The following is a 22106-nucleotide window of genomic DNA, read 5'->3' on the forward strand; positions in this document are numbered from 1 at the left end:
TCAGCCTCCCAGAGCCAGATAAAGCGGTGTGCCGAGAAACAGCGTAATAGCGCCACCCGCTGCGAGAAACGGTCCGAACGGCAGCGGCTCTTCGAAGCGCATGCGGCCACGCCACATTGCCGCGAGGCCGATCACCGCGCCGGCAACCGCCGCGATCAACACGATCTGCGGCAGCGCGGCCCAGCCGAGCCACGCGCCGAGCGCTGCGAGCAGCTTGAAATCGCCATAGCCCATACCTTCGATGCCGCGCACCAGCCGGAACAGCCAATGCACGACCCACAGCACCAGATAACCGAAGATAGCGCCGAGCACCGCATCGTGCAGGCTCGCGAACATGCTGTTGAAGTTGACGATGATGCCTGCCCAGAGGAGTGGCAGCGTCATCGAGTCCGGTAGCAAATGCGTGTCGAAGTCGATCGCGCTCATCGCGAGCAGCGCCGCGCACAGTCCGAAGGCGGCAAGCGCCGTCATGGTCGGGCCGAACAGCGCGAGAGCGCCTGCTGCGAAAGCGGCGCTGGCAATTTCCAGCAGCGGATAGCGCAGGCTCACGTGCGCTTTGCAGGCGGAGCAACGTCCGCGCAACAGCACATAGCTGAGCACCGGCAGGTTCTCCCAGGCGCTCAGTACATGGCCGCAATGCGGACAGGCGCTGCGCGGCACCCACAGGTTGTAGCGTGCAGGCAGGCCGTCTTCTGCCGGCGGTTCGTCGGTGGCGTCGCTGATTTCCGCGCGCCATGCCCGCTCCAGCATGATCGGCAGTCGATGCACGACCACGTTCAGGAAGCTGCCGATCACGAGGCCGAACGCGATCGCAAATGCGATCTGCAGGCCGCCGGGCAAGCTGCCGAACGCGAGCGCGAGACCGGTCGTGAAGTGGCTGGGCAGCGAGCCCGAGAGCAGGCTGGAAGAAGTTTCTGGCACGAGTGAAAAATGAGCCTGCATAGATAAGGGATGGATTCGGCTGCGATCCTACACTACGTTGCCGAGTTGAATAATGGGAAGATACATCGCGATCACCAGGCCGCCGACCAGCGTCCCCAGCACGACGATCACGAGCGGCTCGCACAGGCTCGATAGTGTGCCGATCTTTTCGTCTACCTGACGATCCGCGAGCGACGCCACGTCGATCAGCATCGTGTCGAGTGCTCCGGACTCCTCGGCAACCGCAACGGGCTGTACGACCTCAGGCGGAAAGCAGCGCGCCGCGCGCATGGCTGCGGCGAGCCGTTCGCCGCGCCGCAGCCGCGCGGCGATCTCCACGGTGGCACGGTCGAAGAAGGCGTTGCCGGTGGCGTGAGTCAGTGAGTCGAACGCGTCGGCTAGCGGCGTGCCGGCCGACAGCAAGGTGCCGAGCGCGCGGCTCCAGCGTGCCGCGCACAGCGTGCCCAGCAGCGGACCGGCGACCGGCATTCTTAGCGATAAGCGCGCGAAGCGGATGCGCGCCGTTTCGGAACGCCGCAGTAGAAACGTCACCGCCGAGCTCGACGCGAAGAGCATCGCGAATACCGGAATGCTCCAGCGCGCCGCGCCGGACGATAACGCAAGCACGAATTGCGTCGGCGCGGGCAGCTTCGCGCCGAAGCCGTCGAAGATCTGTTTGAAGGTCGGCACGACCCACACCAGCAAGGCCGCGGTAATCGCCATCGCCAGCAACAGGATCGCGACCGGATACGTCAGTGCCGCGCGCACTTTGGCGCGTTGGGCGGCGGCGCGTTCGCGGTCGTCGGCGATCCGTGCGAGGACGGCGGCCAGCGCGCCGGCCGCCTCGCCGACTTCGACAAGCTGGCAGTACAGCGCATTGAATTGCGCAGGGTGTCGTTGCAATGCCGCCGAAAAACGCAGGCCGGCGGTGATGTCGCGCGCCAGTGCGCCGACGATCCGCGGCATGCCTTGCCGGTTCGAGGACTGTGCTTGCGCGAGCAGATCCAGCGCGGGCGCGAGTGGCAAACCGGCACGCAGCAGACTGGCGAGCTGGCGGGTGAACAGCGTGACGTCCGCGACGCGGGCTGTCGGGCGTGGCGCTGGCCCATGCGCGGTGAGTTCGACGATGAACAGGTTTTCGCGTTTGAGCATGGTGCGTGCCGTGCCCGCGTCCGGCGCGATCAGCGTGCCGTTTTTGTGTGCGCCGTCGGTGTCGACGCCGCGCCATCTGAAGCGCAGGTCTGCCGCAAGAGGCCGGTGGTTCGTGGCTGGGTTCATGCGATTTCGGTGGCTGCCAGTGCTTCAGCGAGACTGGTGGTGCCGTCGCGCACACGCGCCAACGCCGCATCGCGCAATGTGGCGACCTGTTCGGTTTGCGCGAGCCGCGCAAGCTCATGGGTGCCGGCGCTCGCCACGATCAGCTCGCGCATCGCATCGGAGACGGGCATCACCTGATGAACCCCGACGCGGCCCCGGTAGCCGATGCCATGACAAGCCGCGCATCCGGACGCCGCGTAGGGCTGCCAGCCATCGAGCTGATGATCGTCGAATCCCGCTGCACGAAGCGCAGCCGCCGATTGCGGCGCGGGCGCACGACACCTCGGGCAGAGGCGCCGCACCAGCCGCTGTGCCGTGACCATTCGCAGCGCGGCCGCCAGGTTGTATGGCTCGACGCCGATATCGATCAGGCGCGCGACGGCGGCGGGCGCGTCGTTCGTATGCAGGGTCGACAGGACGAGGTGGCCGGTTTGCGCGGCTTTCACGGCGACATCGGCGGTTTCGTTGTCGCGGATTTCGCCGACCATGATCACGTCGGGGTCCTGCCTGAGAAACGCACGCAGCGCCACCGCGAATGTCAGTCCTGCCTTTTCGCGCACGCTGACCTGATTGATGCCGGCCAACTGGATCTCCGCCGGATCTTCCACCGAACACAGATTGCGCGCTCCGCCATTCAGCAGATTCAGGAAGCAGTACAGCGATAGAGTCTTGCCGCTGCCGGTGGGGCCGGTGACGAGCACGAGTCCGTGCGGCGCGCGGATCGCCGCGTCGACTGTCTCGCGTTGCCGTGGATCGAGGCCGAGCGAGTCGAGCGATAGATCGGTGGGCAGTGCGTCGAGCCGGCGTAACACCAGCTTTTCGCCGAACAGCGTCGGCAGCGAGTTGACGCGATAGTCCTCGACCCGGCCGGGCGACGTCGCGATGCGCAGCCGGCCGTCTTGCGGCACCCGCCGCTCGGCGATATCCATGCGCGCCAGCACCTTCACTCGCGTAATGAATGCGTCGCGCAGATGAGCGGGCGGTTGCGGGATTTCATGCAGTACGCCGTCGATTCGCAGACGCACACGCCAGCCGTGCTCGGCCGGTTCGATGTGAAGGTCCGAAGCATTGCGGCGGGTTGCTTCCTGCAACGTGTCGGTCAATAGACGCACGGCAGGCGCGTTGTCGGGATCGGTGAGATTTTCCGCGCTCCCTTCGACGGCGAAGGGGTTCGGCTTCGCGCGTGTCGCGCTGTCGCCATCGAAAGAGGTGGGCCGCGGCGATGTTGCCGCCGATTGAAAAGAAGCCTGCATGAGAGACCGGTGGTGAGCCGCCTGTAGAACATGACGGCTTCATCTTCCGGTAACGCGGCGGGCGCCGCCACTCAGCCAATCGGCTAATGGCGCGCGCCATGCGGGTGTGCGATGCTGGCGGCAGCATAGCGGAGACTGACGACGCGGAACTCAGCCGAGCAGCGCTTTGCCGGACTTGGTGCGCGTCGGCGGTTTGAACAGCTTGACGGTGCGGATTGCCTGGTCGTCGCTACGCATGACTTCGAGTTTGACGTCGCGAATCTGTACGCACACGTCGCCGTCGGGAATGTCTTCGAGAATTTCGAGGATCAGGCCGTTGAGCGTTTTCGGCCCATCGGTGGGCAGCGTGAGTTGCAGCCAGCGGTTCAGCTCGCGCAGCGGCATGCTGCCCGCGACGATACATTCGCCGTTTTCGTTCCAGCCTCCGCGCGAGTTGGCGCTACGCGGAATCGACGTGGTGAATTCGCCGATCAGCTCTTCGATGATGTCTTCCGGCGTGACCAGACCTTGCAGCTCGCCGTATTCGTTGACGACCAGCGCGGTGCGGTGGCGGCTCTCCTGGAAGTACTGCAGTTGCTGGAAGACAGGCGTGCCGGTCGGCACGAAGTACGGCTCGGCCAGCAACTCGCGCAGCGTCTCGCGCTCCAGTTCCTGGTTGTGCAGGGCCGCGAGCGTCTTGCGAACATGCAGCACGCCCAATACACGGTCGATGTCGCCTTGATAGACGATCAGCTTGTTGTGATAGCAGGTCTCCAGTTGATGCAGGATCTGTTCGAACGGTGCGGCGAAGTCGAGCGCCTCGATCCGGCGGCGCGGGATCATCACGTCGTCGACGGAAATGTTTTCGAGGTCGAACAGGTTCAGCAGGATGCTGCGGTGCTTGGTCGGCATGAAGCTGCCCGACTCCAGCACGATGGTGCGCAGTTCTTCAGTGGACAGACGCTGATCGCGCGCGCCTTTCGTATTGATATGCAGCACACGCAAGATGCCGGTTGCAAACAGATTGACAAACCAGACCAGCGGTTTGGCGGCGCGCATCATCGGCGCGATCAGCAGGCTGGCCGGCAGCGCGATTTTCTCCGGGAACGTCGCGCCAACGATTTTCGGCGTGATCTCCGCGAACACGATGATCAGGAACGCGACGATGCCGGTCGCGATCGACAGCACCAGGTTGTTGCGGCCGAACGTGTGCAGCGCGATCGACGTGGTGAGCACCGGGATGATCGTGTTGAACAGATTGTTGCCGATCAGCACGACGCTCAACAGTTGATCGGTGTGAGCCAGCAGACCCTGAGTGGTCTTCGCGCCGAGCGCGTTCTGGTTGGCAAGGTGTTTCAGGCGATGGCGGTTGAGCGCCATCATCGCCGTTTCGGAAATCGAGAAAAAGCTGGAGCAGATAAGCAGCAGAAAGACGGCGCCAATCTGCGCCCATAAGGGAAGTTGTTCCACGCGTCGTGAAGAATAGGGGAGAGGATGGAGAGAATATAGCAGAGGGGGCTGGGCGAGCCGTCCGGGCGGCGGCGTCAGTCGAACCACACGCTTGCGGCGGGGCCGGCGGGCAGCAAAAAAATTGCGCCCAAAACAAAAAACCGCCGAGCAAGCTGGGCGGTTTTTCGAGCCTTGAACTAACAAGGCAAATCTGGTCGGGGTGAGAGGATTCGAACCTCCGGCCTCTACGTCCCGAACGTAGCGCTCTACCAGGCTAAGCTACACCCCGATTTGTACTGCGGACTCGATTCAGACTAATCCGGCGTTTCAGTCTCGTTCAAGACTGTCTTGCCGTCGAGTAAGAACACAATTCTAGCAGGCTATCTTTGAAAATGGAATCAGGAAATGAAGAAATTGCTGCGGCGGCTGCCTGAGCTTCCTGCTTCGCGCATTCGAGCGTGTGATCCAACGCGCCGGAACGCGTGATTGCCTCGAAAATCGTGTCGAAACGAGCCGTGCCGCCTTGCTCGATCGCTTCGCGCGCGAGCGCCGATTGCTCCGGCGTGCCGCGTTCGATCAGATAGATCAGCGGGAGCGTGGGTTTGCCTTCGCGGAGATCGTCGCCGGCGTTCTTGCCCATCGATTCGGCCGTGCCCGTATAGTCGAGCCAGTCGTCCATGATCTGGAATGCGGTGCCGATGCGGCGGCCAAATTCCGCTGCGGCCGCTTCGGTTTTCGCGTCCGAGCCGGCCAGCACCGCGCCGAGCTGGGCGGCCGCTTCGAACAGCTTGGCGGTCTTGTAGCGGATCACCTGCATATAGCGGGCTTCGTCGACGTCCGCGTCGTGCATGTTCAGCAATTGCAGCACTTCGCCTTCGGAGATGATGTTGGTCGCCTCCGCCAGAATCTCCATTACGCGCATCTTGCCCACGCCGACCATCATCTGGAACGAGCGCGAGTAGAGAAAGTCGCCGACCAGCACGCTCGCCGCGTTGCCGAACAGCGCATTGGCGGTCTGCCGGCCGCGCCGCAGATCGGATTCGTCGACCACGTCGTCGTGCAGCAGCGTGGCGGTGTGGATGAATTCGACCACCGCGGCCAGTTCATGCCGGTGCCCCGTGGTTTCACCCAGCGCGCCCGCCACCAGCAACAGCAGCGCGGGCCGCAGCCGCTTGCCGCCGGCGCTGATGATGTACTCGGAGATCTGGTTGATCAGCATCACGTCGGATGCAAGACGGTGCCGGATGACGCGATTGACCTGCTGCATGTCTTCGGCGATCGGAGCAAGCAGGCTGGCGGCGTTGGAGGAGGGGGTGGCAGTCGACGACATGATGGCTGAATTGGGTAGTGCCGCGAATTATAAGGCGAATCGGGGCAGTTCCGGGTCGCAGGCTGCGGCGCGGCGCACTCGGGGCCACATTCAGGGCCACGCGCCGGGGCTGCGCGGCGAGGCGCCAGGCTCCGCGCGCGGCGGCCCGCAATGAGTTTTGACCGAGCAGCTAACTCTATGTATAATCATGCGTTTCCGCGCGCGGTGCGTGGGAAAAATGAACACAGAGTGAGGTTCTCAATGTACGCGGTCATAAAAACCGGTGGCAAGCAGTATAAAGTTGCTGTCGGCGAAAAACTTAAAGTAGAACAGATACCGGCAGACATTGACGCTGAAATCACGCTCGACCAGGTTCTCGCAGTAGGCGAAGGCGAATCGATTAAGTTCGGTACGCCGCTGGTCGGTGGGGCTTCCGTCAAGGCTACCGTCGTGTCGCAAGGTCGTCACGCAAAAGTGACCATCTTCAAGATGCGTCGCCGGAAGCACTACCAGAAGCATGGCGGCCACCGCCAGAACTATACCGAACTGCGCATCGACGCGATCAACGCGTAAGCGCACCGGTTAAGGAGCAAATCAAATGGCACACAAAAAGGCAGGCGGATCATCCCGCAACGGCCGGGACTCTGAATCGAAGCGTCTTGGCGTGAAGGTTTACGGCGGTCAGGCTATCAACGCTGGCGGCATCATCGTCCGTCAACGCGGCACGCGTATGCACGCTGGTGAAAACGTCGGTATCGGCAAGGATCACACCTTGTTCGCGCTGACGGACGGCCACGTCCAGTTCTCGACGAAAGGCGCAGCGAAGAAGCACATGGTCAACGTCGTCCCGTCAGCAGTCTGAGTTTAGTCAGGCACGGGCTTCAGGACCGGAAAAAGGCCCCGCGAAGTTAGCGGGGCTTTTTTTATTGCGGCGCTTGCGCGGCGCTTTCGCCGGATCGGAGGGATCGATCGTTCATGCCGGCGCGGCTATGCCGTTCGGTCGATTGATCAACGCGCGGCGGGCGCGGCAAAATAGCAGCATCCGATAGCATCAAGATCTAGCAGCACCATCTGCCAGTACACCACGGGACGGAGTTACGCATGAAGTTCATTGACGAAGCGAGGATTGAAGTCATCGCCGGCGACGGAGGGGATGGCAGCGCGTCGATGCGCCGCGAGAAATTCGTTCCGTTCGGCGGCCCGGATGGCGGTGACGGCGGCCGGGGCGGCAGCGTGATCGCGGTCGCGGACCGCAACATCAACACGCTGATCGATTACCGCTACGCGAAAAAACATCTGGCGCGCAATGGCGAAAACGGCCGCGGCGCGGACTGCTACGGCAAGGGCGGCGACGACATCACGTTGCGCATGCCGGTCGGCACCACGATTACCGACATGGAAACTGGCGAGCTGATCGCCGATCTGACCGAGCACAACCAGAGCGTGCAAATCGCGCAGGGCGGTGCGGGCGGTCTCGGCAATCTGCATTTCAAATCCAGCACGAACCGCGCGCCGCGTCAGAAGACCGACGGCAAGCCGGGTGAGCGCCGTATGGTGCGCCTTGAACTGAAGGTGCTGGCCGACGTCGGTCTGCTCGGCATGCCGAACGCGGGCAAGTCGACCTTCATCTCGTCGGTGTCGAACGCGAAGCCGAAGATCGCCGATTACCCGTTCACCACGCTCGCGCCGAATCTCGGCGTGGTGCGTGTCGGGCCGAGCCGCAGCTTCGTGATCGCCGACATTCCTGGTTTGATCGAAGGCGCGGCGGAAGGCGCCGGCCTTGGTCACCAGTTCCTGCGCCACCTGCAACGCACCGGCTTGTTGCTGCACATCGTGGACCTCGCACCGTTCGATGACGCGGTCGACCCGGTCGCGGAAGCCAAGGCGATCGTCAACGAGCTGCGCAAGTACGACGAGTTGCTGTATGAAAAAACGCGCTGGCTGGTGCTGAACAAACTCGACATGGTGCCCGAAGACGACCGTGAAGCGCGTGTTTCGGCATTCCTCGAAGGCTTCGGTTGGGACGGCCCGGTGTTCGAAATCTCGGCGTTGACCGGTCAGGGTTGCGAGAATCTCTGTTACGCGGTGTTCGACCACATCGCCACGCATTCGGACGCGCAACGCGCAGCGGAGGCCGAAGAGCTCGCCGCCGACGTGCGTTTTCGCGCAAAGCCGGAAGCACCGGCCGCCGCTGACGAATCCAGCGCCGACCCGCAGGAATAAAAAAGCTCGAGCGCCGGCGCCTCAGCGGGCTGCCGGCATGCGTCACGCATCATCTTGGGAGACAGCGCACAATGCGTTCCGTCATCGCAGATTCACGGCGATTGGTAGTGAAAGTCGGTTCGAGCCTCGTCACGAATGACGGGCGCGGTCTCGATCATGCTGCGATCGGCCGCTGGGCCGCGCAGATTGCCGCGCTGCGCGCGCAAGGCAAGGAAGTGGTGCTGGTCAGTTCGGGCGCCATCGCCGAAGGAATGCAGCGGCTCGGCTGGACCAAACGGCCGCGCGAAATCGACGAATTGCAGGCGGCCGCGGCCGTCGGTCAAATGGGTCTCGCGCAGGTGTACGAAAGCCGCTTTGCCGAGCACTCCATTCAAACCGCGCAGATTCTGCTGACTCACGCCGACCTCGCCGACCGCGAGCGCTATCTGAACGCCCGCTCCACCTTGCTCACGCTGTTGCGTCTGGGCGTGGTGCCGATCATCAACGAGAACGACACGGTCGTCACCGACGAAATCAAATTCGGCGACAACGACACGCTGGGTGCGCTGGTCGCCAATCTGATCGAAGGCGATGCGCTCGTCATCCTCACCGATCAACAAGGCCTGTTCACCGCCGATCCGCGCAAGGACCCGAACGCCATGCTCGTTCAGCAGGCCGATGCGGGTGCGCCGGACCTCGAGGCGATGGCGGGCGGCGCGGGTTCGAGCCTTGGTCGCGGCGGCATGCTGACCAAGATTCTCGCCGCGAAGCGCGCGGCGCACAGCGGCGCCAATACGGTGATCGCGAGCGGGCGCGAAGCGGATGTGTTGTCGCGACTGGCTTCGGGTGAGGCGATCGGCACGCAGTTGATCGCGCGCACTGCGCGGATGGCGGCGCGCAAGCAATGGATGGCCGATCATCTGCAGGTGCGGGGCCATGTTGTGATCGACGATGGCGCGGTCGAAAAATTGACCGCAGGCGGCAAGAGCTTGCTGCCGATCGGCATTGTCGGCGTGCAGGGCGCGTTTGCGCGCGGTGAGGTGATCGCTTGCCTGAGCGCCGCGGGGCGCGAGGTGGCGCGCGGCCTGACGAACTACAGCAGCGCGGAAACCAAGCTGATTCAGCGACGTCCGAGCGGCGAAATCGAATCGGTGCTCGGCTACATGCTGGAGCCCGAGTTGATCCATCGCGACAACCTGGTGCTGGTCTGATTCGCTGACCTGACCTGACCTGACCTGACCTGACCTGACCGGCGGCAGGCGCGCACGGCCCATAAAAAAGCCGTTCCAGCGGACGCTGGAACGGCTTTATTTCATCTCCATGGCGCGCTCGGATCTCAAAACGCGCTCACGGGAAGAGCCTCAGTGAATCAACGAGGTCGCGGTGCGCTTGTAGCGGATGTTCTCGACAATCTGCTTGGCGTTGCCCGTGGGAATCTTGTTCGCGCACAGATAATCCTGATACAGCGCCGCGTGATACGCGTTCAGCGCGCCGTTCTCGATGCGCGAGAACCCGTTCTCGACGGTCCTGTCCCAGCCGTCGTGATCCGCATTCAAGCCCGCATACAGACGCCATTCATAGGTGTCGCAGCGGATCCCTTCATAATTCACGTTGCGCGCGCCGCTCGGGCTCGTCACGACCACGGTATAGCGAACCACGCCGTCGGTGCCCACGCTGAGCGAGTTCCGATCGATCGCGAACTGCAGCGGCGTGTTGCCCGACACTTCGAAAGGCAGCAGACTCGAGTCTTGCGGCAGCGGAGGCAAGGTATCCACCTTGTTTTCAACCCAGTTGCCCTTGCGGTCCAGCAGGTAGACAAACGCGCTGTCGTCTTGATTGGTGGGTTTGCCGGCGCTCGAACAGCCAGCCAGCAGGGCGCCGGTGGCGACGAACGCCACGACGAGTGCAAGTGCTTTCAATATGGTTTCCTCGAAACACTGGCGCGGCTCGAGGAGCCGCGCCAGCAGAGGCGGCATGGACAGCCGCACAGAGTTGTTAATTGCGCACGCCCGGGCGGAACAGCGAGCCGGCGGGTTCGCCAGCCGATTCGCCTTCGTGTTCCGAGCCTGCGCCCACCTCGGCCGCTGACCCGGAGTTCGGACCGCAATCGGACGCGATCGTGACGTGAACCGATGTTTCGATGCCGACGGCGGTGACCGAAGTCACCGTCATTACCGAGGAATCCGGCGGACTTTCCATTGACGACGCTATCCGGGGATAACGCTGCCCATGGTGCCCGCCAGGTTTTTCCGCACGCGGCGCAGCCCGGCGCATGAAACGGGATAGCTCCGTCAGCGCCAACTGATACACATCCCGCTTGAACTCGATCACACAGTCGAGCGGCACCCAGTACTCGTTCCAGCGCCACGCATCGAACTCTGGGTGGTCGGTGGCGCGCAAGCAGATGTCGCAGTCGCGTCCCACCATCCGGAGCAAGAACCAGATTTGTTTCTGGCCGCGGTAATGACCGCGTATTTCGCGCTTGATGAACTTGTCAGGCACCTCGTAACGCAACCAGTCGCGCGTGCGACCGATCACCTTGACGTGCTCAGGAAGCAGCCCGGTTTCTTCGTGTAACTCCCGATACATCGCTTGCACGGGGGTCTCTCCGTACTTGATGCCCCCTTGCGGAAACTGCCAGGAATGTTCACGGAGCCGTTTGCCCCAAAACACCTCGTTGTGCGCGTTCAAGAGGATGATGCCGACGTTCGGGCGAAAGCCTTCACGATCCAGCATACAACCACCTTCGAATCCTTTAAAATTGCTTTGATTATAAACAGATAACGGGTCCGACGCACCGAATCGCACCAGAATGGAACGAATCGCCGCAAGAGGCCCGCATTTGCGGTAGCCTGTCAGTCTTTCCGTGCCTTATCCCTTGTGCAAAAGGCTTTGCGCGGCGACTTCGGCGCCGCGTTGCGGGCAGCGCTGCCGGTGTCGGGCGAACCGTGCTGGCTCAGCGCCGGATCTGTGTTGATTTCCCCACCGTTTTCACCTTTCGGGCGGTCCCTCCGGAGCCGCCGCTTTTGGAAAATCTGAATGAAAGCTTCCCGTTTCTTTATCGGCACCCTGAAAGAAGCTCCCGCCGACGCCGAGATCGTCAGCCATAAACTCATGGTGCGCGCCGGCATGATCCGCCGCGTCGCCGGCGGCATCTATAACTACCTGCCGATCGGCCTGCGTTCGATCCGCAAGGTGGAAGCCATCGTGCGCGAAGAAATGAACCGGGCAGGCGGGATTGAGTTGCTGATGCCGTCGGTGCAGCCGGCCGAGTTGTGGCAGGAATCGGGCCGCTGGGAAAAGTACGGCCCCGAGCTGCTGCGCTTCAAGGACCGCAAGCAATCCGACTTCGTGCTCGGCCCGACGCACGAAGAAGTGATCACCGACATCGCGCGCAACCAGATCAAGAGCTATCGCCAGTTGCCGGTCAACTTCTATCAGGTCCAGACGAAGTTCCGCGACGAAATCCGTCCGCGCTTCGGCGTGATGCGCGGTCGCGAGTTCATCATGAAAGACGCGTACTCGTTCGACAAGGACGCAGAAGGTCTGCGCGAGTCGTATAGCAAGATGTACGACGCGTACGTGCGGATCTTCACGCGCCTCGGTCTGGACTTCCGTGCGGTGGCGGCGGACAACGGTTCGATCGGTGGCAGCGGCTCGCACGAGTTCCACGTGATCGCCGAAACCGGCGAAGACGCGATCGCCTATTGCCCGACCTCGGACTTCGCGGCGAACGTCGAAGCGGCTGAAGCGCTGCCGCTCTACGCGCAACGCGCCGCGCCGGCTGAAGACATGAAGAAGACCGCCACGCCCGGCAAGGCGAAGTGCGAGGCCGTGGCCGAGCTGCTGAACATTCCGCTCGAACGCACGATCAAGTCGATCGTCCTCGCAACGGAAAACGAAGGCGCCGAGCCGACCATCTGGTTGCTGATGCTGCGCGGCGATCACGATCTGAACGAGATCAAAGCGGGCAATCTGCCCGGTCTGGCCGACTTCCGCATGGCGACCGAAGCCGAAATCATCGAGACCTTCGGCACGCCGCCGGGCTATCTCGGTCCGATCAACACGAAGAAGCCGGTCAAGGTCGTCGCGGATCGCACGGTCGCGAACATGAGCGACTTCGTGGTCGGCTCGAACGAGGTGGATTACCACACCACCGGTGTGAACTGGGGCCGCGATCTGCCGGAACCGGTCGTCGCCGACATTCGCAACGTGAAGAAGGGCGATCCGTCGCCGGACGGCAACGGCGAGATCGACATCTGCCGCGGCATCGAAGTGGGCCACGTGTTCCAGCTCGGCAAGAAGTATTCGGAAGCGATGGGCGCGAACTGTCTCGACGAAACCGGCAAGCCGCAGCCGATGGAAATGGGCTGCTACGGTATCGGCATCACGCGCATTCTCGGCGCCGCGATCGAACAGAATTTCGACGACAAGGGCATCATCTGGCCGGAGTCGATCGCGCCGTTCGAAGTCGTGCTGTGCCCGATGGGCTATGACCGCAGCGACGCCGTGCGCGAGCAGGCCGACAAGCTGTATGCGGCACTGGTCGAAGCGGGCATCGACGTGATCCTCGACGACCGCGGCGAGCGCCCGGGCGTGATGTTCGCCGACTGGGAGCTGATCGGCGTGCCGCATCGTCTGGTGATCGGCGACCGTGGCCTCAAGGACGGCAAGCTCGAATACCAGGGCCGCCGCGACGCCGAGGCGACGCTGCTGCCGGTCGAGGACGCCGCCCAGACGGTCATCGGGAAAGTGCGCGCGGCGTTGGCGCATTGAGCGGAGCGGACAGACAGTGGAGTACACCTTCCTGTCCGCGACCGTCCTGCTGATTCTGATCACCGATCCGCTCGGCAATATTCCTATCTTCATCAACTGCCTGCGCAGCGTGTCGCCCGAGCGTCGCGCGATCGTCATTCTCCGTGAGGTAGCGATCGCCTTCGCGATCCTGCTGCTCTTCATGGTGCTGGGGCAGGGCTTTCTGCGCATGATGAGCCTGAGCGATCAGTCGTTGCGCATCGGCGGCGGGATAGTGCTGTTTCTGATCGCGCTCAGAATGGTGTTCCCGCACCCGGACGGTCCATTCGGCGGCGACGCGCGCGGCGGCGAGCCGCTGATCGTGCCGCTCGCCATTCCGGCGCTGGCGGGTCCGTCGGCGCTGGCAACGGTGATGCTGCTGACGTCGCAGGCGCCGGGCAAGATGTACGAGTGGATCGGCGCGCTGACCGTCACGATGGTCGTCTGCGCGATCGTGCTGATGCTGGCCGAGCGCATTCAGGCGTGGCTCGGCGAACGCACGATGACGGCCTTCGAGCGGCTGATGGGCCTGGTGCTGGTGGCGATCGCGGTCGAGATGATGCTCGGCGGTATCCGGTCTTTCGTGCAACACCTGTGATGCCGGGCCACGCGAGCCCTTCAGCGAAAGCGGTGCGTGCCCTCGCATTGCCCTTTTAACCGCACCAACAAAAAAGCGGCCCACGCGAGCCGCTTCTTCTTACACCAACCTCTTTACCGAGACCGAGGCATGCCGCCATGACAGCGGCTGCTCCGAAGGCAGCTCAAGCGCCTTCGGTCAGCGCGCGAATCGTCGGCAGGTTACGCCAGTAACCCTTCGCATCCATCCCGCAGCCGAACACATAGCGGTCCGGCACTTCGAAGCCGCAGTAATCCGGGCGCAACGGCTTGGCTTTCGGAATGATCTTCTCGCACAGCACCGCGCTCAGGAAGCGCTTGGCGCCCATCGCGAGGATGCGGTCGCGGATCGCGGCCATCGTCTCGCCTTCGTCGAGGATGTCGTCGAGCACCAGCACCACGCGATCCTTCACCGACTCGGCCGGCGCCACGCGCCATTGCATCTCGTTGCCGCCCTTGGTGGTGTTGCGGTAGCGGGTCAGATGGATGTAATCGAATTCGAGCGGAAAATCGAGGTGCGGCAGCAGCATGCCGGTGAACACCGCGGCGCCGCCCATCACCGACAGCACGAGCGGGAAGTCCTCGCTCATCTCGTCGCGAATGGCGGCCGCCATGCCGCTGATGGACGCGTTGACGTCATTGGCCGAAACGATTTCTTCGGAGTGGCTAAAAATGTGGAGGGCTTCTTCGCGGTTCATGACGTCTGACGGGCGGTAACTGTATACATAGAGTGAGTGAGAACGCCCCACAGGAAGTCCCCTTGAGGGACGCCCCGAAGGAAGTTCTCTTGGGGAACGGCGGCCTGTGGTACAGAATAAACCCGCACGAACCCTGAGTCAGCCACGCGTGCCGTGATTCGTGCACAGGACACGCGCGCGCCGTCTTGCTAAAGCTTAGCGCATGCCGGGCAACATCCCCTTCATGCCACGCATCATCTTCTGCAGATTGCCGCCCTTCAGCTTTTTCATCATCGTGCGCATCTGGTCGTACTGGTTCAGCATGCGGTTGACTTCCTGCACCTGCACGCCCGCGCCCGCGGCGATGCGGCGCTTGCGGGTGGCCTTGATCAGATCGGGCTTCGCGCGCTCCAGAGGCGTCATCGAATTGATGATGCCTTCCATGCGGCGCATCTGCTTTTCAGCCTGGCTCATATCGGCACCGGCAGCGGCCTGCTGGAACTGTGCGGGCAGCTTGTCCATCAGCGACGACAGGCCGCCCATGCCCTTCATTTGCGTGAGCTGCGCCCGGAAATCGTTGAGGTCGAAGTCGCCGCCTTTCTTGACCTTGTCGGCGAGCTTCTGCGCGGCCTGAACGTCCACGCCGCGTTGCGCTTCTTCGACGAGGGCAAGAATGTCGCCCATGCCGAGAATCCGGTTCGCCATGCGATCCGGGTAGAAGATTTCGAGGCCGTCGAGCTTTTCCGCGACGCCGACGAACTTGATCGGCTTGCCCGTCACGTGACGCACGGAGAGCGCCGCGCCACCGCGCGAGTCGCCGTCGAGCTTGGTGAGGATCACGCCGGTGAGCGGCAGCGCGTCGCTGAAGGCCTTCGCGGTGTTCACCGCATCCTGGCCGAGCATCGCGTCGACCACAAACAGCGTTTCCGCCGGCTTCAGCGTGCTGTGCAGCGCGGCGATTTCCTGCATCATCGCTTCGTCGATACCCAGACGGCCGGCCGTGTCGACCAGCAGCACATCGTGATAGTGGCGCTTGGCCCAGTCCACCGCGGCGCGCGCGATGTCGACCGGCTTCTGATCCGGCTCCGACGGAAAGAAGTCCGCGCCGACCTGCTCGGTCACCATCTTCAACTGCGCGATAGCAGCGGGGCGGTAGACGTCGCACGAAACGGTCAGGACTTTCTTCTTGTACTTTTCGCGCAGCAGCTTGGCGAGCTTGCCGACCGTGGTCGTCTTACCGGCGCCTTGCAGACCCGCCATCAGGATGACGGCCGGCGGCGTGACGGCGAGATTGAGTTCGACCGCCTTGCCTTCATAGTCGCCGCCGATGATCGCGGTCAGCTCGCGCTGCACCACGCCGACCAGCGCCTGACCCGGCGACAGGCTGCTGATGACTTCCTCGCCGAGCGCCTTTTCCTTCACCTTGGCGATGAACTCGCGCACGACGGGCAGCGCCACGTCGGCCTCGAGCAGCGCGAGGCGTACTTCGCGCAGCATTTCCTGGGTGTTCGCCTCGGTGAGCCGGGCTTCGCCGCGCAGCGTCTTGACGACGCGCGCCATCCGTTGAGTCAGATTGTCGAGCATGGGGAGCGATGAACAGTGCGGCCCGGGCAGCGCGCGAAGTGGAAGACGTCGCGGAGTAGGGGCCTAGTGTAAACTTCGAATATGGATATTGTACTGTATGCCCTCACTGCGCTCCTCTACGGCGGTCTTGCCGTGGCTGGCTGGCGCGCGCACCGGCTCGCCGCCGTGCGACCCATGCTCGAGAGCGTGCCGCCGGTGCCCGCCGCCGCGGGCGCGCCGGCCGCTTCCGCTGCTTCGGGCATGAGCACGTCGGGCCGTGCGCTGCTGTTCGTCGCGCTGCTCGCGCACGGCGTGCTGCTGCACACCACCATCTTTCCGCAGAACGCAATGGTGTTCGGGTTCGCGTTCGCGCTGTCGGCGATGTTCTGGCTCGGCGCCGGCATCTACTGGATAGAGAGCTTTTTCTTTCCGCTCGACGGCCTGCGTCTGCTGGTGTTGCCGCTTGCCTGCGTCGCGTCGCTGTTGCCGCTCGCGTTCAACGGCGTGCGCGTGCTGCCGTATTCGGCCGCGCCGATGTTCAAGCTGCACTTCCTGATCGCCAACATCGCATATGGTCTGTTTGCGATCGCGGCGCTGCACGCGATCCTGATGCTGCTGGTCGAGCGGCGTCTGCATGCGATGCGCGGCGGCATCGCGCAGCGACATGCGGCCGCGGCGGGCAACGGCTGGCTGTCGAGCTGGCTCGATACGCTGCCGCCGCTGCTGACGCTGGAGAAGCTGCTGTTCCGTTTGATCGGCGCGGGTTTCGTGCTGCTGACGCTGACCCTCCTGTCGGGCATCCTGTTCAGCGAACAACTGGTCGACCGCGCGTTGCGGCTCGATCACAAGACCGTCTTCGCGATTCTTTCCTGGGTGATGTTCGGCGCGCTGCTGACCGCGCGCAAGGTGTCCGGCTGGCGCGGCCGTGCGGCATTGCGCTGGGTGCTGGCGTCGTTCGTCGCGCTGTTGCTGGCGTACGTCGGCAGCCGTTTTGTTTTCGAGGTGCTGTTGCACCGTGCTGTAGTGTGAGCGTGTCCCATGCGACAAATATTTTTGCTGATCCTGTTGTTCATCGTCGGCCAATGGCTGGTGAAGGCGCTGCGTCGTCATGACGCGCAAATGGCGCAACGTACCGGCGCCGGTGCTGGCGCGAGTGGCGCCGCTGGCGGCGCCAAAGGCGCGAACGGCGACGCGCCGCAACTCGCCGAGCCGATGATCCGCTGCGTCGAGTGCGGCGTGCATGCGCCGAAGAGCGACTCGGTGATGGTGGCGGGGCAGCCGTTCTGCAGCGCCGCACACGCGCAGCGTCACGGCGCGCGTCCCACGGGCCGCGACGCTCGATGAGCGTCGAGGTCGCCGTCGATGCCGACGGTTGGGTCGCTGCCGCACGCAAACTGCCATCGCCGAATTTCGAAGCGCGCCCTGAAGGGGCCGTGCCGACGCTGATCGTCGTCCACAACATCAGCCTGCCGCCCAATGAGTTCGGCGGCACGGCGATCGCCGAACTGTTCCAGAACACGCTCGATTGCGACGCCCACCCGTACTACGACTCGCACCTGCGCGGCGTGCGGGTGTCGGCGCATTTCGTGATTCAGCGCGACGGCGCGCTCGAACAGTTCGTGTCGTGCAACGAGCGCGCGTGGCACGCCGGGCCGTCGAATTTTTTCGGCCGCGAGCGCTGCAATGATTTCTCGATCGGCATCGAGCTGGAGGGCAGCGACACCACTGCCTTCGAAGCGGCGCAATACCGCACGCTCGGTGCGCTGGTGAGCGCGCTGAAGGCGCGCTATCCGGTCGAAGCGCTGGCCGGTCACTCGGACATCGCCCCCGGCCGCAAGACCGATCCGGGGCCTCATTTCGAGTGGCAGCGTCTGCAAAGCGACACGTCCCTCGCCGATCGGTATTTCCCCTATCTCAAGTTTTCCGAAACGCCGTAACGACCCTTCGCGCGAGTTCGCGTGATGCGAGGAGAACGAGGCGCTGCCTTGTTCTCCGGGGAGGCGGCTGCGCGCCGCGCGATCCGGATGTCAAGACTTTGAAGGCAAATAAATCGATTTGATCTGTCTTGAATCTCCACTATACTTGGTGCCACAAATTCAGTTTTGCACTATATCTTGTGTTTGGTGTGTATAACTCTGTGCATAACTGAGTGCATAAGTCATGCGGCGCCCGCTCTCCGAGCATGGCGCCCCAAGCGTTCCAGGCAACGAAAAAAATTCCTGTGACGCAGCCGGTAGGACCACCGGCGGCATCCAGAAGCATTCAGGAAAAGGACCTGGCAAGTGATCGCGACAGACACGATGAAGACCGTTACGAATTCGAACCAGGCTTCTTCGCAGTCGCATCCCGCCAACCGGCCCGGCCGGCCTTTTTCCTGCACCCCATCGCTTGCGCACGCGCCAGCGCGGCGTTCGATTTAATCCGCGGCACTCGCCGCAACATTTCCAGAGACCAGGAGCTTTGCCCATGCAAACCACCGACAACGTGACGACCCGGTATGAGGGCTCACCGACTGGCCAGGCCTTCGGCCAGGCACAAGGCGCACAAGCGCTCGCGTCGCAGACGACCTACGCCGACTACAAGGTGATCCGTCGCAATGGCAGCGTGGTGTCGTTCGAACCGTCGAAGATCGCCATCGCCGTGACGAAGGCATTTCTGGCCGTCAACGGTGGTCAAGGCGCGGCATCGGCGCGGGTGCGCGAACTGGTCGAGCAGCTCACGCAGAACGTGGTGCGCGCACTCGTGCGCAGCCGCCCGAACGGCGGCACGTTCCATATCGAAGACATTCAGGATCAGGTCGAACTCGCGCTGATGCGCGGCGGCGAACACAACGTCGCTCGCGCGTACGTGCTGTATCGCGAGAAGCGCACGCAGGCGCGCGGTCATGACGAGCAGGTCGCCGGCAGCGCGCCGGGTCTGAACGTCACCGACAACGGCGTCACGCGTCCGCTCGATCTGGCTGCGCTGCGCGGCATCATCGAATCCGCCTGCGCGAACCTGGGCGACGCCGTGAGCGCCGAGCCGATCGTCGCGGAAACGGTGAAGAACCTGTACGACGGCGTGCCGATGAGCCAGGTCTACGACTCGGCGATTCTGGCTGCGCGCACGATGATCGAAAAGGACCCGGCGTACAGCCAGGTCACCGCGCGCATCCTGCTGCACACGATCCGCCGCGAGATCCTCGAAGAAGAAGTCACGCAAGCCGAAATGGGCGAGCGCTACGCCGAGTACTTCCCGCAGTTCATCAAGTGCGGCGTGCAAGCCGAGCTGCTCGACGACAAGCTGCTGCAGTTCGACCTGAAGCGCCTGGGCGCCGCGCTCGACAACAACCGCGACCTGCAATTCGGCTACCTCGGTCTGCAAACGCTGTACGACCGCTACTTCCTGCATCACGACAACGTGCGCATCGAAATGCCGCAGGCATTCTTTATGCGTGTCGCGATGGGCCTGTCGCTGAACGAGATCGACCGTGAAGCGCGCGCGATCGAGTTCTACAACGTGCTGTCGAGCTTCGACTTCATGTCGTCGACGCCGACGCTGTTCAACTCGGGCACCCGCCGTTCGCAACTGTCGTCGTGCTACCTGACGACGGTCGACGACGACCTCGACGGCATCTACGAAGCGCTGAAGGAAAACGCGCTGCTGTCGAAGTTCGCCGGCGGTCTGGGCAACGACTGGACGCGTGTGCGCGCGCTCGGCTCGCACATCAAGGGCACCAACGGCAAGTCGCAAGGCGTCGTGCCGTTCCTGAAGGTCGTCAACGACACGGCGGTCGCCGTGAACCAGGGCGGCAAGCGCAAGGGCGCGGTGTGCGCGTACCTGGAAACGTGGCACCTCGACATCGAAGAATTCCTCGAACTGCGCAAGAACACCGGCGACGACCGTCGTCGCACGCACGACATGAACACGGCGAACTGGATTCCCGATCTGTTCATGAAGCGCGTGATGGAAGGCGGCGACTGGACGCTGTTCTCGCCGTCCACCTGCCCGGACCTGCACGACAAGTTCGGCGCCGAGTTCGAAACGGCTTACACGGCTTACGAAGACAAGGTCGCGCGCGGCGAGATCAAGCTGTTCAAGAAGCTTCCGGCGGCGCAACTGTGGCGCAAGATGCTGGGCATGCTGTTCGAAACCGGCCACCCGTGGATCACGTTCAAGGATCCGTGCAATGTGCGCTCGCCGCAACAGCACGTCGGCGTCGTCCACTCGTCGAACTTGTGCACGGAAATCACGCTGAACACCAGCGACGCCGAAATCGCCGTCTGCAACCTGGGCTCGGTGAACCTCGTCGCGCACCTGAAGGAACAGGCCGACGGCACGCTGGCGCTCGACCACGACAAGCTCAAGCGCACCGTCAGCGTGGCGATGCGCATGCTCGACAACGTGATCGACATCAACTACTACGCGGTCGCCAAGGCACGTAACTCGAACCTGAAGCACCGTCCGGTCGGCCTCGGCATCATGGGCTTCCAGGACTGCCTGCATCTGCTGCGCACGCCGTACTCGTCGCAAGAGGCGGTCGCGTTCGCCGACACGTCGATGGAAGCGGTGTGCTACTACGCTTACTACGCGTCGACCGAGCTGGCGCAGGAGCGCGGCCGCTATTCGAGCTACCGCGGCTCGCTGTGGGATCGCGGCATCCTCCCGCAAGACTCGGTGAAGCTGCTCGAGCAGGCGCGCGGCGGCTATGTCGAAGTCGATTCGAGCGAGTCGATGGACTGGACCGAACTGCGTTCGCGCATCGCCACCTACGGCATGCGCAACTCGAACTGCGTCGCGATCGCGCCGACGGCGACGATCTCGAACATCATCGGCGTGTCGGCCTGCATCGAACCGACCTTCCAGAACCTGTATGTGAAGTCGAACCTGTCGGGCGAATTCACGGTGGTCAACGACTACCTGGTGCGCGACCTGAAGGCGCGCGGCCTGTGGGACGAAGTGATGGTCGCCGACCTGAAGTACTTCGACGGCACGCTGTCGCGCATCGACCGCATTCCGGCCGACCTGCGCGCGATCTACGCAACCGCGTTCGAACTCGATCCGGTGTGGCTGGTCGAGGCGGCCTCGCGTCGTCAGAAGTGGATCGACCAGGCGCAGTCGCTGAACATCTACATGGGCGGCGCCTCGGGTAAGAAGCTCGACGAGATCTACAAGCTCGCATGGGTGCGCGGTCTGAAGACGACCTACTACCTGCGCACGATGGCGGCGACGCACGTCGAGAAGTCGACGGTGGCGCACGGCGCGCTGAACGCGGTGAGCTCGGGTGGCGGCGAAGCGTCGGGCGGTGCAGCAGGCGGCGCGGCGGGTGGCTTCGGCGTGAGCGGCGGCGCAGCATCGGGCGGTATCCAGGCTGCTGCGGCAGCGCCGGCCGTCGCGGTGGAAGCAGCGCCGGAAGCGGATGGTCCGGTGTGCATGATGCGTCCGGGCGACCCTGGCTTTGAAGAGTGCGAGGCTTGCCAGTAAGTATCTGGCAGGCAGCAGGATCGCTGCTTGCTGACGGGTGGTAGGTGATGACCCGCATGCAGCGATCCAGGCACCGGGTAGAGACGAAACAGAAGTGAAGCCGACGAGCGGCGCGGCGAGCGAGACCGAACCAGGTGAAGGGATCGAAGTCGTGCCGCTCATCGACAGCAGTGCAGCAATGCAGGCAACTGAAGTCGTGAAGTGACAGGCTCGGCGGCAGAGCAGCAATCAGCAGTCGGCAACACCGGACGAAGCGCGCGACACAGCGCGCTCGGCAAACGCCTCGATCGATGGGTCGATCAACCTGACCGGCCGCGTGCATCGCTCGACATGGCATTGAACTTCACCTCGCTAGCGCAGATGTAACGGACTACGCGGTCCACGCGGACCACCGCGACGAGCCACGCGAGGCAGCAGTCAGCAACCGCAAGACGCTGCAGACAGGCTCCGCAATACAGATAGATAGAGCAGCGAAATGTCGCTTCGACACGCTGCTCTTCGAGCTCGCGAAGCACGTCGACGACACGCGTTCAACACGCTTCACTCGACGCGTCATACACAGTC

The 22106-nt window shown here is 63.4% G+C and carries 19 protein-coding genes and 1 tRNA gene; 10 read left to right on the top strand and 10 right to left on the bottom strand.

Going from position 1 to position 22106, the window contains the following annotated elements; all coding sequences use genetic code 11:
- The 6 genes from HV744_RS08020 to HV744_RS08045 form a co-directional block, all read right to left on the bottom strand.
- Positions 1 to 942: a prepilin peptidase gene (locus HV744_RS08020; RefSeq protein WP_175149000.1), complete on the bottom strand. Its 942-nt coding sequence runs from the start codon at positions 940 to 942 to the stop codon at positions 1 to 3.
- 27 nt (positions 943 to 969) lie between these two features.
- A complete protein-coding gene (locus HV744_RS08025) occupies positions 970 to 2199 on the bottom strand; it encodes a type II secretion system F family protein (protein WP_175149001.1) in 1230 nt (409 codons plus the stop codon).
- Positions 2196 to 3491, bottom strand: a complete 1296-nt coding sequence (locus tag HV744_RS08030; RefSeq protein WP_175149002.1) for a GspE/PulE family protein — start codon at positions 3489 to 3491, stop codon at positions 2196 to 2198. Before HV744_RS08030 ends, HV744_RS08025 begins: the two co-directional genes overlap by 4 nt.
- Before the next feature lie 150 nt (positions 3492 to 3641).
- Positions 3642 to 4940, bottom strand: coding sequence for an HlyC/CorC family transporter (locus HV744_RS08035; RefSeq protein WP_175149003.1), 1299 nt, complete (start codon positions 4938 to 4940; stop codon positions 3642 to 3644).
- A gap of 191 nt (positions 4941 to 5131) precedes the next feature.
- Positions 5132 to 5208, bottom strand: a tRNA-Pro gene (locus HV744_RS08040).
- Between the two features lie 48 nt (positions 5209 to 5256).
- Positions 5257 to 6249, bottom strand: a complete 993-nt coding sequence (locus HV744_RS08045) for a polyprenyl synthetase family protein (protein ID WP_175149004.1) — start codon at positions 6247 to 6249, stop codon at positions 5257 to 5259.
- Between the two features lie 240 nt (positions 6250 to 6489).
- On the opposite strand from HV744_RS08045, the gene rplU reads away from it, so the two are divergent.
- The 4 genes from rplU (at position 6490) to proB (ending at position 9641) form a co-directional block, all read left to right on the top strand.
- The gene (gene rplU / locus HV744_RS08050; protein ID WP_175149214.1) at positions 6490 to 6801 is read left to right on the top strand and encodes a 50S ribosomal protein L21; all 312 of its coding nucleotides are present in this window, start codon (positions 6490 to 6492) and stop codon (positions 6799 to 6801) included.
- 25 nt (positions 6802 to 6826) lie between these two features.
- The gene (gene rpmA / locus HV744_RS08055; RefSeq protein WP_175149005.1) at positions 6827 to 7090 is read left to right on the top strand and encodes a 50S ribosomal protein L27; all 264 of its coding nucleotides are present in this window, start codon (positions 6827 to 6829) and stop codon (positions 7088 to 7090) included.
- Between the two features lie 239 nt (positions 7091 to 7329).
- Entirely contained in the window at positions 7330 to 8451 is a 1122-nt protein-coding gene (gene cgtA, locus HV744_RS08060) for an Obg family GTPase CgtA (protein ID WP_175149006.1), read from the top strand.
- Positions 8452 to 8522: 71 nt separating this feature from the next.
- Positions 8523 to 9641, top strand: coding sequence for a glutamate 5-kinase (gene proB, locus HV744_RS08065; RefSeq protein ID WP_175149007.1), 1119 nt, complete (start codon positions 8523 to 8525; stop codon positions 9639 to 9641).
- 150 nt (positions 9642 to 9791) lie between these two features.
- Here proB and HV744_RS08070 read toward each other — a convergent pair whose 3' ends face one another.
- Both HV744_RS08070 and HV744_RS08075 read right to left on the bottom strand, forming a co-directional pair.
- Positions 9792 to 10349 (bottom strand): CNP1-like family protein, encoded by a 558-nt coding sequence (locus HV744_RS08070; RefSeq protein WP_246278980.1) that lies wholly within the window; start codon positions 10347 to 10349, stop codon positions 9792 to 9794.
- Positions 10350 to 10425: 76 nt separating this feature from the next.
- Positions 10426 to 11166, bottom strand: a complete 741-nt coding sequence (locus HV744_RS08075) for an RNA pyrophosphohydrolase (RefSeq protein ID WP_175149009.1) — start codon at positions 11164 to 11166, stop codon at positions 10426 to 10428.
- A gap of 303 nt (positions 11167 to 11469) precedes the next feature.
- On the opposite strand from HV744_RS08075, the gene HV744_RS08080 reads away from it, so the two are divergent.
- Positions 11470 to 13206 (top strand): proline--tRNA ligase, encoded by a 1737-nt coding sequence (locus HV744_RS08080; protein WP_175149010.1) that lies wholly within the window; start codon positions 11470 to 11472, stop codon positions 13204 to 13206.
- Between the two features lie 16 nt (positions 13207 to 13222).
- Positions 13223 to 13822, top strand: a complete 600-nt coding sequence (locus tag HV744_RS08085; protein ID WP_175149011.1) for a MarC family protein — start codon at positions 13223 to 13225, stop codon at positions 13820 to 13822.
- A gap of 163 nt (positions 13823 to 13985) precedes the next feature.
- Here the strand turns inward: HV744_RS08085 and HV744_RS08090 are convergent, their stop codons facing one another.
- Both HV744_RS08090 and ffh read right to left on the bottom strand, forming a co-directional pair.
- Positions 13986 to 14537, bottom strand: a complete 552-nt coding sequence (locus HV744_RS08090; protein ID WP_175149012.1) for a hypoxanthine-guanine phosphoribosyltransferase — start codon at positions 14535 to 14537, stop codon at positions 13986 to 13988.
- 195 nt (positions 14538 to 14732) lie between these two features.
- Positions 14733 to 16100 (bottom strand): signal recognition particle protein, encoded by a 1368-nt coding sequence (gene ffh, locus HV744_RS08095; protein WP_175149013.1) that lies wholly within the window; start codon positions 16098 to 16100, stop codon positions 14733 to 14735.
- Between the two features lie 81 nt (positions 16101 to 16181).
- Here ffh and HV744_RS08100 point away from each other — a divergent pair, with 81 nt between their 5' ends.
- From HV744_RS08100 to HV744_RS08115, 4 genes are all read left to right on the top strand, one after another.
- Positions 16182 to 17108, top strand: a complete 927-nt coding sequence (locus tag HV744_RS08100) for a cytochrome C assembly family protein (RefSeq protein ID WP_175149014.1) — start codon at positions 16182 to 16184, stop codon at positions 17106 to 17108.
- A 9-nt stretch (positions 17109 to 17117) separates the two neighbouring features.
- Complete coding sequence (locus tag HV744_RS08105; protein ID WP_175149015.1) at positions 17118 to 17423, top strand: PP0621 family protein; 306 nt, start codon at positions 17118 to 17120, stop codon at positions 17421 to 17423.
- On the top strand, positions 17420 to 18016 hold the full coding sequence (gene ampD, locus HV744_RS08110) for a 1,6-anhydro-N-acetylmuramyl-L-alanine amidase AmpD (RefSeq protein WP_175149016.1): 597 nt from the start codon (positions 17420 to 17422) through the stop codon (positions 18014 to 18016). Before HV744_RS08105 ends, ampD begins: the two co-directional genes overlap by 4 nt.
- A 529-nt stretch (positions 18017 to 18545) precedes the next feature.
- On the top strand, positions 18546 to 21542 hold the full coding sequence (locus HV744_RS08115) for a ribonucleoside-diphosphate reductase subunit alpha (protein ID WP_175149017.1): 2997 nt from the start codon (positions 18546 to 18548) through the stop codon (positions 21540 to 21542).
- The last annotated feature ends 564 nt before the right edge of the window (positions 21543 to 22106 follow it).

It is taken from the genome of Paraburkholderia ultramafica (assembly GCF_902859915.1).
GTDB classification, from domain to species: Bacteria; Pseudomonadota; Gammaproteobacteria; order Burkholderiales; family Burkholderiaceae; genus Paraburkholderia; species Paraburkholderia ultramafica.